At 33.9% G+C, this 13,947-nt stretch carries 12 protein-coding genes and 1 pseudogene; 12 read left to right on the top strand and 1 reads right to left on the bottom strand.

Annotated elements, in window-relative coordinates:
• The first annotated feature begins 38 nt into the window (after nt 1-38).
• The 8 genes from CHB72_RS06305 (at nt 39) to CHB72_RS06270 (ending at nt 10,133) form a co-directional block, all read left to right on the top strand.
• Nucleotides 39-2,723: a PAS domain S-box protein gene (locus tag CHB72_RS06305; RefSeq protein WP_089282017.1), complete on the top strand. Its 2,685-nt coding sequence runs from the start codon at nt 39-41 to the stop codon at nt 2,721-2,723.
• 20 nt (nt 2,724-2,743) lie between these two features.
• Nucleotides 2,744-3,154 carry a response regulator gene (locus tag CHB72_RS06300; protein ID WP_089282016.1) on the top strand — a complete coding sequence of 137 codons (411 nt, stop codon included), beginning with the start codon at nt 2,744-2,746 and terminating at the stop codon, nt 3,152-3,154.
• 44 nt (nt 3,155-3,198) lie between these two features.
• Nucleotides 3,199-4,242, top strand: coding sequence for an HD-GYP domain-containing protein (locus CHB72_RS06295; protein WP_089282015.1), 1,044 nt, complete (start codon nt 3,199-3,201; stop codon nt 4,240-4,242).
• 586 nt (nt 4,243-4,828) lie between these two features.
• Nucleotides 4,829-5,077, top strand: a complete 249-nt coding sequence (locus CHB72_RS06290; protein ID WP_330396986.1) for an ABC transporter permease subunit — start codon at nt 4,829-4,831, stop codon at nt 5,075-5,077.
• Between the two features lie 71 nt (nt 5,078-5,148).
• The gene (locus CHB72_RS06285; RefSeq protein WP_089282014.1) at nt 5,149-6,312 is read left to right on the top strand and encodes a galactokinase; all 1,164 of its coding nucleotides are present in this window, start codon (nt 5,149-5,151) and stop codon (nt 6,310-6,312) included.
• A gap of 75 nt (nt 6,313-6,387) precedes the next feature.
• Entirely contained in the window at nt 6,388-7,377 is a 990-nt protein-coding gene (gene galE / locus CHB72_RS06280; RefSeq protein ID WP_089282013.1) for a UDP-glucose 4-epimerase GalE, read from the top strand.
• 14 nt (nt 7,378-7,391) lie between these two features.
• The gene (galT, locus tag CHB72_RS06275) at nt 7,392-8,888 is read left to right on the top strand and encodes a UDP-glucose--hexose-1-phosphate uridylyltransferase (RefSeq protein ID WP_089282059.1); all 1,497 of its coding nucleotides are present in this window, start codon (nt 7,392-7,394) and stop codon (nt 8,886-8,888) included.
• Nucleotides 8,889-9,131: 243 nt separating this feature from the next.
• The gene (locus CHB72_RS06270; protein WP_089282012.1) at nt 9,132-10,133 is read left to right on the top strand and encodes a LacI family DNA-binding transcriptional regulator; all 1,002 of its coding nucleotides are present in this window, start codon (nt 9,132-9,134) and stop codon (nt 10,131-10,133) included.
• Nucleotides 10,134-10,252: 119 nt separating this feature from the next.
• Here CHB72_RS06270 and tpx read toward each other — a convergent pair whose 3' ends face one another.
• On the bottom strand, nt 10,253-10,765 hold the full coding sequence (gene tpx / locus CHB72_RS06265) for a thiol peroxidase (RefSeq protein WP_089282011.1): 513 nt from the start codon (nt 10,763-10,765) through the stop codon (nt 10,253-10,255).
• 600 nt (nt 10,766-11,365) lie between these two features.
• Between tpx and CHB72_RS06260 the strand changes: the two genes are divergently transcribed.
• From CHB72_RS06260 to CHB72_RS06250, 4 genes and pseudogenes are all read left to right on the top strand, one after another.
• Nucleotides 11,366-11,734 carry a response regulator gene (locus tag CHB72_RS06260; protein ID WP_089282010.1) on the top strand — a complete coding sequence of 123 codons (369 nt, stop codon included), beginning with the start codon at nt 11,366-11,368 and terminating at the stop codon, nt 11,732-11,734.
• A gap of 80 nt (nt 11,735-11,814) precedes the next feature.
• A pseudogene (locus CHB72_RS28220) lies at nt 11,815-11,910 on the top strand (hypothetical protein); the annotation flags it as partial.
• 545 nt (nt 11,911-12,455) lie between these two features.
• Nucleotides 12,456-13,244, top strand: a complete 789-nt coding sequence (locus CHB72_RS06255; protein WP_089282009.1) for an alpha/beta fold hydrolase — start codon at nt 12,456-12,458, stop codon at nt 13,242-13,244.
• Nucleotides 13,245-13,472: 228 nt separating this feature from the next.
• Nucleotides 13,473-13,916 (top strand): MarR family winged helix-turn-helix transcriptional regulator, encoded by a 444-nt coding sequence (locus CHB72_RS06250; protein ID WP_176431226.1) that lies wholly within the window; start codon nt 13,473-13,475, stop codon nt 13,914-13,916.
• Nucleotides 13,917-13,947: the final 31 nt, after the last annotated feature.

Here is a 13,947-nt window from a genome sequence, read left to right as displayed (position 1 = left end):
TATATTCATCAGAATATAGAAATAGAAGGTGATGTTCAGTGAATAAGGAATTAACTATGGGAGAAATGAATGAATTTTTACTTACAGCTCTTGCTTCAATTGGCGATGGGGTAATAGCAAGTGATACTGAAGGAGCAATCCTTTATATGAATGCTTCAGCAGCAGAAATTTCTGGATGGAGTATAGAGGAGACGGTAGGAGAGTCTATTGACAAGATCTTTCCTGTTATCAATGGGCATACAGGAGAAGCTATGGAGAGCATTGTTACCAGAGTATATAAAGCTAAGGCTGCTATTGGACTTGAAAAAAACTCTGCCCTTATCACAAAAGGCGGAGGAACAAGATATGTTTCTGCTAGTTGTTCTCCTATCCAGACGGAAGATGATGAGATTAATGGGATTGTTATTGTCTTCCGTGATATTAGCCTTCATATGCAAAATGAGGAAAGACTGATTCGTTCTAATAAAGCTCGAATTAAAATGTTGGAAAATTTACCAATGTTATTGTGGATTTTAAATAAAGATAAAAGATGTAATTATCTTAATAGCAGCTGGTTGGACTTTACTGGAATGAAGAGGGAAAGAGCCTTGGGATTTGGGTGGCTTGATGCCTATTATCCAGAGGATAGGCAAGGATGTAAAAGAGTATATGAAGAAGCTTTTGAAAAACGGATTCCCTTTCAAATAGAAAGCAGAATCAGGAGACATGATGGTGTATACCGTTGGATAATGAGTGTTGGGACTCCCTATTATGACATTGAGGATGAGTTTGCTGGTTATATTAGTCTTGCCTATGATATTACTGATCGTATAGAAGCAGAAAAGGCATCAAGGGAAAGTGAAGAAAAATACAGAGAACTTTTCCATGCAGCCACCGATAGCATTTATCTTCAAGAGGTGATTGAAGGTAGTGATAAGATCAGTAGAATCGTTGAAGCTAATGAGATGATGTGCCAACGATTGGGATATACCAAGGAAGAGATATTAAAGCTTTATGTCACTGATATTAGTGAAAAGGCAAATACGTTGGATCGGTATTATATCATGAATCAACTTATAAAAAAAGGTTATCATACCTTTGAAAGCTTTCATATGACTAAAGAAGGCCGTAAAATTCCTGTTGAGATAAATGCTCATTATATTAGGATGAATGGAAGAAAGCATATTTTAGCCTTTGCACGAGATATAACAGAAAGAAAAATTGTGGAAAATCAACTTAGAAGGGCAAAGGAGGAGGCAGAAACCGCTAATAAATCAAAAAGTGAGTTTCTTGCCAATATGAGTCATGAAATTCGAACGCCTATTAACGGAATTGTAGGAATGATTGATCTTGCGCTACTAACAGATTTAAATTCTGAACAGCAGGAAAATCTAACGATAGCAAAAACCTGTGCAAACTCGTTATTAAGATTAATAAATGATATACTAGATTTTTCTAAAATGGAGGCGGGGAAACTTAACTTTCAGAATATAAGCTTCGAAATAAAGGAACTAGTAGAAGAAACGGTCAAGGCCCATTCCCCTAGTGCACTGAGAAAGGGATTAGAGTTGAGGTATATTTTATCTGACAATATGCCGAAAATATTAACCGGAGATCCCAGTAGGCTGCAGCAGGTACTTAACAACTTACTGAACAATGCTATTAAATTTACGGCCAAAGGTGAGGTGGTGTTGTCTATAAAAAAGATAGCTGTTGTGGGAGGATATGCTGAATTGAAAATTACTGTATATGATACCGGAATTGGTATAGCGGAAGATGATAAATCAAGACTCTTTAAAGCTTTTAGTCAAATAGATGGTTCCGTTACTAGAAAGCATGGGGGTACAGGACTAGGTCTTGCTATATCCAAGCAGTTGGTAGAAATCATGGGAGGCAACATGTGGGTAGAAAGTAAAGTGGGAAAAGGTAGTATGTTTCATTTTACAGTAAGATTTAGAGAGGGAGGAGAAATTGCAAAAGGATTAAATCAACAGTTCAGCATCAATAGGGCACTTGATTCTAAGGAAGTACTTCTAGCTGAAGATGATCATGTAAATCGAATTGTTATTGCAAAAATGTTGAAGGAAAAAGGCTATAACGTAGATATTGCCAAAAATGGAAAAGAAGTTTTAGAATTATATGGACAAAAGAACTATGATGTAATTCTTATGGATATACAAATGCCAGAATTAGATGGTATCGAAGCTACAAAAATAATACGGCAGAAAGAAGCTTCCAGTGCTAAGTTAACTCCTATTATTGCAATTACAGCCTATGCCTTAAAGGGAGATAGAGAGAAGCTTTTAGGACTAGGCATGGATGAATATGTTTCAAAGCCGATTAGAATGCAGGCTCTGTTCAATAAAATAGAGAAGGTTGCTGCATTAAAAGAAAAACAGTTTATACTTAATGATCTTGGGAACGTCAGAATCAGTGAAGTTGGTAAAGTAGAATTTGGCGATGCTATTGTAGAAAATACCAAGGAAGAAGTATTAACGGTATTAGAGGAAATTAGAGAAGTTATCACAAAGCTTGAGGAGATACTCCATCTAAACAATTTAGCATTGATAGAAGAAGTAGCCAACAAGATAAAGTGTTTATCTAATTCAATAGATGCTGATGATCTAAAGAGAGAGGCTTTTAGGATAGAACTTGCTGCTAGACGTGGCAATCTACAGGAAGCAGCTGATTATGCGTTACAAATGAGACATGAATTTGAAACCTATAAAAAATCTATTATATAAGTATAGAGAAGGAGCGTTTTATGAGAATATTAATTTCTGAAGATGATTTAACTAGCAGAAAATTTCTGGCAAAATTTTTAGGTCAATATGGAGAAGTTGATTTAGTTATGGATGGACTTGAAGCTTTAGATGCATATCTGTTAGCTATCAAAGACAATAAACCCTATGATTTAATTTGCCTAGATATAATGATGCCAAAAGTAGATGGAGTAAAGGTTTTGAAGGCAATCAGAGATTATGAATTACAAAAGAAAATTCCTATAGAGAATCGCAGTAAAATTATTATGACTACTGCCTTAGCAGAAGCTGAATATGTTCAAAATGCCTTTGAAATTGGTTGTGATGCTTATGCAGCAAAGCCTATTGACACGGAGAAATTGGTTGAGGTGATGGAAAAACTAGGATTGATTACTAAGGAAAATGATATATAAATAAGTATACTTAATGAGCCTATATTTAAATCAGGGGTGATGTTATGAGGAAAGTAGAAGTACCTTTATCTCAGTGTACTGAAGAGGATATTCTAGCAGATGATATATACAATGATAAAGGTGTAATATTGGTGGTAAAGGATACAGTAATCAATAATTTTATTAAGGGAAGATTGTTAGAAATGAGAATAAATACTGTCCAAGTCTACAGTCCTTTAAATAGAACGAACTGTCTTGAGGATACTGCCTATGGGCGTTTTAGAAAAAACTATAAAGACACAGTATTATCACTGAAGCAGATTATCCATGACATCTCTGCGGGAAAGAAGCTGGATTATCGTCAGTTGATAAATGTTACGGATTTAATTTATAAGACTGTAAAGGAAAACAATCATATTATATCCTGCTTGAGAGAGATTCGTGATAGTGATCAATATACTTATACTCACTGTGTGAACGTAGCCCTTTATTCAATGCTAATAGCTAACTGGATGAAGTTACCAGAAGAAAAAATAAAGAAGGCAATCCAGGCGGGACTACTACATGATATAGGCAAAACTAAAATTCCTAATGAAATCTTAAATAAAAAAGGACGGCTTACTTCAGGGGAATTTGAATTAATGAAGAAGCATACTTTGTATGGTTATGATATCGTCAATGAGATTGAAGGGATTAGCATTGGAGTAAAAAGGGCTGTACTATTACATCATGAAAGAATTGACTGTTCGGGCTATCCCTTAAGTGCTTCAGCGGAATGCATTGGTATCTATGCCAGGATAGTTGCAGTTGCGGATGTTTACGATGCAATGACCTCTGAAAGGGTGTATAAAAAGAAGGCCTCTCCTTTTGATGCCTTTGAGATGTTCAAGACGATAGGGGTTGGTATGTTTGACCCTAAGATATTAAATGTTTTTTTGAAAAATCTTGCTACGTACTATATAGGAACAGATGTAGTTCTTAGCAATGGTGACCTTGGAAGAATTGTATACATACCTCCACAAAATATTATAAGTCCTGTGGTAGATATATATTCTAAGTATATCGATTTATCAAGAGAAAAAGAATTAAAAGTAGCAATGATCGTTTAATTTATTGACCATAGGGGAGTAAAGAATTGGAGAGGACAGTTGAAACATTGTCCTTTTTATTATTGTCGAAAAAGTGGGGTTAAGGAAGTTAAATTAGTTTCGTAAAAACGAGTAAAAATAAGTAAAGTTTTTAAAATAAATTTACTCAAATATAAAATAAAAAAGTAAATTTATCTAACTAAATCTAGATATTTGAGAATTGGATAAAGAATCCGAATTAATTACATAAAGAATTGCTTGTAGAGTTGAGAATTGAGACAGGTGAAAAATTGCAATATAGATCAGGTATAAACTTTGAAATTTCTAGGTGATTTCAAAAAACAATGTATACATTTCGAGAAAAATATCGAATTATTTAGAATAAAAAAAATTTACACTAAAAACAAATCATTCTATTGACACTCAAGTAAAAATTTAGTAAATTAGTAATGAGGTGAGAACGATTTTATTATAGAAGTAGAAGAGTTAGAGCTTCAAACAGGAATGTGGGATAGTGTAAGAGGTAGAGAACTAATGGACGCATGGTTAGCTAAACATGGAGACAACATCGAATTAGTAATTGCCAACAACGATGCCATGGCATTAGGTGCTATCCAATAATACTGGAAACATGTATGAACTAGATGCCATAGCCGCTTGTGTTGTAGGAGGCGTATCTTTTACGGGAGGGATAGGTACTGTAGGCGGTATTGTGACAGGGGTTTTAATTTTCCAGGTTATCAACTATGGCTTAGCATTTATTGGTGTAAACCCTTACTTACAATTTATTATCAAAGGGTTAATCATTATCATAGCTGTTGCTATAGATAATCGTAAATATATTAGGAAAAAATAAATAATGTCAGGAAGAAAATTTGAAAAAGGGAGTACAGCTTAGATTTTACTTTAGAAGCAGAGGTGTTCATTATGAACTTAGATTATTTAATAGAGAATTTTAAAAAAAACTTTCAAACAGAGGAAGGGACTCTGACATTTTTTGCACCAGGACGAGTAAATTTGATTGGAGAACATACTGACTATAACGGTGGTTATGTTTTCCCTTGTGCACTAGATGTTGGCACTTATGCCATAGCTCGGAAAAGGGAAGATTCAAAGATTCGAATGATCTCTAACAATTTTCCAGAGAGAGGAATAATTGAAGCTGATATAAACAATCTAATTTATCATCAAGAAGATGATTGGGCAAATTATCCAAAGGCAGTTGTGAAGACCTTCAAAGATGTTGGATTTAAAATTGATGAAGGATTTGAAGTCTTATTTTTAGGGAACATTCCTAATGGAGCTGGTTTATCATCAAGCGCCTCCATTGAATTAGCCACCTCTGTGCTATTAAAAGCCCTATTCAATTTAGACATTGATATGATAGATATGATAAAACTAAGTCAAAAAGCAGAAAATCAATTTATTGGTGTTAATTGTGGCATTATGGATCAGTTTGCATCAGGTATGGGAAAAAAGGATCATGCAATTCTATTAAATACTACTACCTTAGAATACCAGCATGTTCCAGTAAAATTAGAGGGAATATCTATTGTAATTGGAGATACAAATAAAAGACGTGGGTTAACTTCATCTAAATATAATGAAAGGCGTAGTGAATGCGAAGGAGCTTTAGAAGCATTGCAAAAAACTCTAGAGATTTATGCATTAGGAGATTTAGATGAAGAAGCCTTTGAAAACAATAATCATTCAATTGAAAAAGAAGTTCAGAGAAGACGAGCTAAGCATGCGGTATACGAGAACCAAAGAACAATTAAAGCAGTTAAAGCATTAAATGATAATGATATAAAACTATTAGGCGAATTAATGAATCAGTCTCATATATCTCTTCGGGATGATTATGAGGTCTCTTGTATTGAATTGGATACTTTAGTAGCCTCTGCTTGGAAGTATGGGGCTATTGGCTCAAGAATGACTGGAGCTGGTTTTGGCGGTTGCACAGTAAGTTTAGTATATGATAATATGATTGAAGAATTTATTGAAAAGGTTGGGAACGTGTACAAGGAGAAAATTGGATATACAGTTGATTTTTATGTAGTTTCCATTGGAGATGGAGCTCGACAAATTTAGTTAACCACAATAAGAGGTAGTTTTCCCCCTAAATATAAAAACTACCTCTTATTGTAAATATAAGGAGGTAATGATATGGCAGTTTTAGTGTGCGGCGGTGCCGGCTATATAGGATCCCATTGTGTATATGCTTTAATTGATAGAAAACAAGAAGTGATTGTTGTAGATAATTTACAAACTGGTCACTTAAGTGCTATTCATAAAAATTCGAAATTTTACCAAGGAGATATTAAAGATCGAGAATTTCTAGGTAAGGTATTTAAAGAAAATAATATAGATGCAGTGATACACTTTGCCGCTAACTCGCTGGTTGGCGTAAGTGTAAAGGAACCTCTAACTTATTATAATAATAATGTATATGGCTCACAAGTTTTGCTAGAGACAATGCATAATCATGGTGTCAATAAAATTGTATTTTCATCAACAGCTGCCACCTATGGAGAACCAGAAAACATCCCTATTTTAGAATCAGATAGAACAGAACCTACTAACCCTTATGGTGAAACAAAGTTAGCAGTTGAAAAGATGATGAAATGGACTGATGAGGCCTGTGGAATTAAGTATATCGCGCTAAGGTATTTTAATGTAGCTGGCGCCCATCAAAATGCTATTATTGGAGAAGATCATGATCCAGAAACTCATCTGATTCCTTTAATTCTAGAAGTACCGCTAAATAAAAGGCCACATATTACTATCTTTGGAACTGATTATGAAACCCATGATGGTACATGTATTAGAGATTATATCCATGTGATGGATTTAGTAGATGCCCACATTTTAGCTTTAAATAAATTAAGAGAAGGCTCTGAAAGTGATGTTTACAATCTAGGAAATGGTGAAGGATTTTCTGTAAAGGAAATGATTGAAGCTGCTAGAAAAGTAACTGGACACTCTATACCTGCAGTTATAGGAGAAAGAAGGGCTGGAGATCCATCTAAGCTTATTGCTTCAAGTGGAAAAGCAAAGAAGGAGTTGGGCTGGGAGCCTACCTTCACAAAGGTAGAGGATATTATAGCATCTGCATGGAAATGGCATAGTAATAATCCAGAGGGTTTTGAAAAATAAGAGGTGATTTGTTGGTGAAAATATATAAAGAAATAAAACGGCTAATCTACTTCGGTATTAATAAAAAGCTTATTAATGAACAGGATGAAATCTATGTAAGAAATAGAATATTGGAAACTTTAAGTTTAGGGGAATACGAAGATGTGGAAGTAAATAAAGAGGATTTGGATCATCCTCAGGAGATTCTAGATAACATTCTAGAATTTGCTTTTGAAAAGGGACTATTGATTGACAATACAGTCACTTACCGAGATTTAATGGATACAAAAATTATGGACTGCTTGGTGCCTCTTCCAAGTGAAGTCACAAAGAAGTTTTATGAAGATTATGAACAATCTCCAGAAATAGCTACACAAAATTATTACAAAATAGCTAAGGACTCTAATTATGTTAGGACAGAAAGAACCAATAAAAATTTGTGCTGGAAATCTAATACGGATTTTGGAGAATTAGAAATAACCATAAATCTTTCTAAGCCGGAAAAGGATCCAAAGGCGATTGCGGCAGCAAAACGTGTAAAATCTAGCACATATCCAAGATGTTTATTATGTAAAGAAAATGAAGGATATGCAGGGAGTATTCATCACCCTGCAAGACAAAATCATAGGATTATACCATTGGAACTATGTGGTGAAAAATGGTTTTTCCAGTTTTCACCCTATATTTACTATAATGAGCATTCGATTATCTTTAAAGATACCCATGAGCCCATGAGAATTACTCAGATTACTTTTCAAAGATTGCTAGAGTTTGTAGATCAATTTCCCCATTATTTTATTGGGTCCAATGCTGATTTACCTATTGTAGGAGGCTCAATACTATCCCATGACCATTTTCAAAGTGGCAAGCATATATTTCCCATGGAAGTAGCACCTATATTGCAAGAATTTAATATCCAAGGCTTTGAAGATGTGGAAATGGGGATTGTAAAATGGCCCTTATCAGTGATAAGGATAAGAAGTGAAAAAAGAGAGAGATTAGTTAAAGTTGGGGGGATTATTCTAGATAGGTGGAGAGCGTATTCAGACAAAAGCGTGGATATTCTATGCAAAACACAGGATGAATCGCATAATACGATTACCCCTATAGCTCGATATAAAGATAATAAGTTTGAATTAGATTTAGTGTTGAGAAATAATAGAACAAGTGATGAACATCCATTGGGTATCTTTCATCCTCATAAAGATCTTCATCATATAAAAAAGGAAAACATTGGGTTAATAGAGGTTATGGGGCTGGCGGTATTGCCAGCTAGGCTTATAGAAGAGATGGCATTGCTAAAGGAATGTTTTCTAGGGAAAAAAGATATCCAGGAATGTGAAGCCTTAGAACAACATAATATATGGTTTAACTATTTAAAAGAAAAATATCAGCATGTCAATATAGATTTTGATGAAGTATTAAAATTAGAAGTTGGAAAAATTTTTAAAAGGATATTGATGGATGCAGGGGTATTTAAGCAAGATGTAAAAGGTTTGGAAGCTTTTCATAGATTTATTCATTCTCTATAGCTCTATACTTTAATCTTAATACACATGGATTTGCTGCAAATGTAGCCCTATCAAGCAATGGTTCATGGATGTGAAAATATATTATTTTTCAGATGTCGGGGTGTGACACGAGGGGCTGAACAATTCTGCGGAAGACAAAGCGTTTCGGGATAAAGTTATAGAAGCTTATGGAAGTATCATAATAAAAAAATCTAGGATTAAGAGAAGTATATAATAAGATTGAATTTCGAAAGGAAGAGTTCTATGACTACACTAAAAGATATAGCAAAGCTAGCGAGTGTTTCACCTGCTACTGCATCCCGTGTATTGAATAATGATATTAGCCTTTCAGTAGCGGAGGAAACGAAAAAACGAATCTTTGAAGCCGCAGATGAGCTAGGCTATAAAACCCTTAGACAGAGAAATAAAAATGCTGATAAATCACTAAAGATTGGAATAATACATTGGTATTCTCAAAAAGAAGAGGTGGGGGATCCCTATTACCTATCAATAAGGAAGGGCATCGAAAAAGAATGCGCTAAGAAAAAAATTGAAGTGAAGACAATATTTAAAAATCTTGATATAGACGCTTCTCAGCAATTAAAAGATTTAGACGGAATTATAGCTATAGGCAAATTTAGTGACGAAGAAATTAGGCAGTTTGCTACATGCTCCAAAAATCTTGTTTTTGTAGATTTCTCTCCAGATGAAAAAAAATATGATTCTGTTGTAATTGATTTTAAGAAAACGATGATAGAAGTGTTAGAATACTTATTGGGTCTTGGACATAAACGAATAGGTTTTATTGGGGGAAGAGAATATGTAGGAAAAAACAAAGAGCCTCTTAAAGATGAAAGAGAAATTACTTATCAAGATTTTATGAAAAAGAAAAACATATATGAGCTTCAAGATGTATATATAGGCAAGTTTGCTCCACAGGACGGGTACAATTTAATGAAAAAAGCTATTGAAAAAGGTCAATTACCTACTGCTTTTTTCGTTGCCAGTGATTCAATGGCTATAGGGGTGATTCAAGCATTATATGAATCCAACATTCATGTACCAAAGGATGTGAGCATTTTGGGATTCAATGATATCCCTACAGCAAAATATCTCATTCCTCCTTTAACTACTGTGAAGATATATACGGAGTTTATGGGAGGTACTGCTGTTGGTTTATTACTAGAACGAGTGAATGAAAATAGAGGGATAGCGAAAAAAGTTATAATACCTACTGTGCTAATTATTAGAGAAAGTTGCAAATAGAGAAACTGGCTATAATAAAATTCGGCTACAATTCAGAAAGGTTTTTTTCCTCTGAATTGTAGCTAAATTTATTTCGAGGATGTAGTGCTTAGATTGTCGCTTTCACTTATAGGTACTGCTTACATTAGCTTTCTTACTGCCTCTAATGCTTTATCATAATCAGGATGATCGGTTACTTCCTTTACATATTCTACATAAATCAAGGTGTTGTCCTTGTCTAACACCACTACACCTCTAGATAGAAGTCTAAGTTCTTCTATAAGAAAACCATAGTTTGTTCCAAAAGAAGCATCCCTGTGATCCGATAATGTTTCTAATTGATCGATATCTTTTGCAGCGCAGTAACGACCAAGAGCGAAAGGCAAATCCATGCTTATAGTAACTATGGCTACATCCTTTAACTTTGCTGCCTCTTCATTAAAATGTAAAGTTTGTAGATCACAAACACCTGTATCGATAGAAGGTACAACACTGATCAACTTTACTTTATCCCCCAGGTCACTTAATCTATAGGGGCTTAAGTCTTTTTTCACTACAGTAAAATCAGGTGCCTGATCACCAACCTTTAATTCCTTCCCTAAAAGAGTAATAGGATTTCCCTTCATTGTAACGATTCCTGTTCTTTTTTCCATAAATATTTCTCCCTTCCTTTTAAGCTTATAAAATTTAGCTACTCTAAGTACTTTTATTCAAAAATATATTTATCTCTTCGTGAAAGCTAGTCATTTCTATTCTACCCCTATTTTTCTATTTGAAACGTTATAGATTTTATAAAATTCAAATCAACAGATGTTTAGGATATAGAAGGACAGGGGGGATTTATATAATGAAGGAGATAACATTGTAATTAGTTCTAGTTTCATATGAAACCTTCATAGCCATAGGAGAAAATGAGGCTTAATTCAGAGGAACTCTTAGCAATATATCGAAGGATAGAAGTATAAGGAAACGACATAAGAAAACACAGATTGACAATATAAAAATTCCCAACTATAATGAAGGTACAGGAGTGAGCAACTACTCCGCAAGGGAGGTATAGTGTGGAAAAACCATTACTCTTAATATGATACTGATATCATACTATCAATAAAAATGAAAGAATTGAATTTTTAAGAGGCTATTATTTTTTTTTGCAAAATTTCATACAGAATATTATGAAAATTATCCAGCGATAACCGCTGAAATAGTATTAAAAGCCTTTGATATAGAATAAAAGAATAGGGGAGAGATGAATGTATAGAGTACTAATTGTTGATGATGCCATTTTTATGAGGAAAGTAATTAAAACAATGCTTGAAAAGAATGGATTTCAGGTTGTAGGAGAAGCAGAAAATGGTGTAGTAGGTGTTAGTAAATACAACGAACTCCACCCAGACGTTGTAACAATGGATATTACGATGCCAGAAATGACAGGAATTGATGCACTTAAGGCAATTAGACAACAGGATCCAAGGGCAAAAGTGGTCATGGTTTCCGCTATGGGACAAGAAGCTTTAGTAGAGGAAGCGGTCATGAATGGTGCAAAATCTTTTATTATCAAACCTTTTCAGGAGGAGCATATTGTAAAAACTCTTACAGCAATAGCAGCAAGAAACCCTTAATGTTCAAACACATAGAACAAAATCATACGGTATAAACTAGATGTAATGACTTGGGATGTGGGAATGCCTAAGACGTTCTCTTTGAATCGGTAGCAAAGAAAGCAGAAAATCATGCTGTTGGAGTTATTCTTACTGGAATGGGTACGATGAAGCAAAGAGACTCTTTAACTCTTTAACACATACCTCAGTTGTTATATACAATGCTATATTATGTGAAGAAAGAAGGCCTAAAGAAAAAAGTTCTCTAGGCCTTGTTAATTTTAGATTAGCAGATAAAAAAACTGCGGCCACCAAACAAAACAATTAACAATAGGAAGAAGAAAAGTAAACTGTCACTTGTACCCACAAAGCAACGGGAATGACAGAAGATTAAAACTAATAGTAAAAAGAAGAACAATAAGCTACTTCCCCATACAACACCTGTACTCATACTTTTCACCTGCCCTTCAGCATCAAAAGATGATCCTTACCTCAGTATAAAATATGCAGTTAGTAGATAATGAGTGATAATGAAGATTCTTATTTGAAAAATTTGAAGGAATTTATAATTTTGCAACGAAATTGAATAATATTAATATATTATTATAAACAAATGGAGGTATTAATGTGAGGAACTCTACGGGAAATTAGATTTTAACAAATAGAGGAGGCATTGATATGAGTATTTTCTTTATGGCATTGCAGAAATCAACTTTGTAAATAATTAAAGGAGAGATTAATTATGCCATATTTCGAATATAATGATTTAAATATATATTATGAAGATGAAGGTAAAGGTAGAGCATTAATACTATTGCCAGGTAATACTGCTTCATCAGCAGTCCATAGAAGAGATATCGAATACTTTTCTAAAAAGTTTAGGGTAATATGTCCTGATTATATTGGATATGGTAAGTCTGATAGGGTAAGGGTGCTGCCTAGTGACTTTTGGTGGGTAAATGCTGTTATGGTTATAGAACTTTTAAAGCATCTAAAGGAAGAACGCTATCTATTAGTTGGAACCAGCGGAGGAGGGGTTATAGGACTAAACATTGCTATTCAAGAACCTGATAGGGTCTTAGGGATTGTTGTAGATAGTTTTGCCGGAGAGATTTTGGATATGGATGAGATTCATCATATAGTAATGTCTCGAAAGACAAAAACAAAGGAACAATGCACTTTTTGGTGTTATGCTCATGGGGAAGATTGGGAAAAAGTAGTGAATCAAGATTCAAATATGCTAATAGCTGCAGCTGAGCTACAGAAAAATCTAAATAAAGGAAGATTAAGTGAAGTAAAATCTCCTGTGTTATTTACTGCTAGTTTAGGAGATGAACTAATACCATCTGTAGAGGAGAAGATTACCAGTATGGTGACCAAAATACCTAATTGGAAGATTGTTCTGTATTCCAGTGGTAACCATCCTTTGATTTGGAGCAGAACAGCTGAATTTAGAGAAGAAGTAGAGGAATTTATAAAGGGATTAGATAATAAGGGGAGCATATTAGAAGATTTAAGCTCAATGCTATAAATATTTAGATATTAGCAGAATAACAGAGAATCAACGTAGAGTTTTTGGAGATATATCTATAATTACAAAGATTCAAGCTAACCTAATTAATAGGCAGGATTACTTTATTCCTGTCTATTAATTATTTAAGATAAAAATTAGTAATAAAACTATTGACAACAGACAGAAAAAGTAGTTATCATGTTAATAGTTAACATGTTAATCATATACATGAAAGGAGGGGGGAAAATGAATAAAAGACAAAGAAGTTTAGGTTGTCTTTTAAATAAAACTGCTCATTTGATTAAATGGGAGCTTAATAACCATCTAAAGGAATATGGTCTTACTTCAGCACAATGGAGGGTTTTAATAGATTTAAAAATCCAGGAAAATTTGGGGGATTCATTAAATAATACTACACCTGCTTTGATAGCAGAGAGATTAAACGTCGAGAGGCCAGCTATTACAAGAACCATTGATCTTTTGATAAAGGAAGGCTGGGTTTCACGGAGAGAGAACCCATTAGATAGACGTTCGCAGTTGATTGTGCTGGCAGAAAAGTCAAAAAAAATAATGCCTCAATTAGATTATATTAGTGATGAAGTTATGAAAAAGACATTAGAAGGATTTAATGAGGAGGAAACCAATCAATTAAAAAGCTTTCTGATAAGAATTATTGATAATTTTAGTTAAAAAGTATTTTAGTTGATATAAATATAAATAA

It is taken from the genome of Anaerovirgula multivorans, assembly GCF_900188145.1.
Lineage (GTDB): Bacteria > Bacillota > Clostridia > Peptostreptococcales > Natronincolaceae > Anaerovirgula > Anaerovirgula multivorans.
This window is presented reverse-complemented; position numbering and strand designations above follow the sequence as displayed.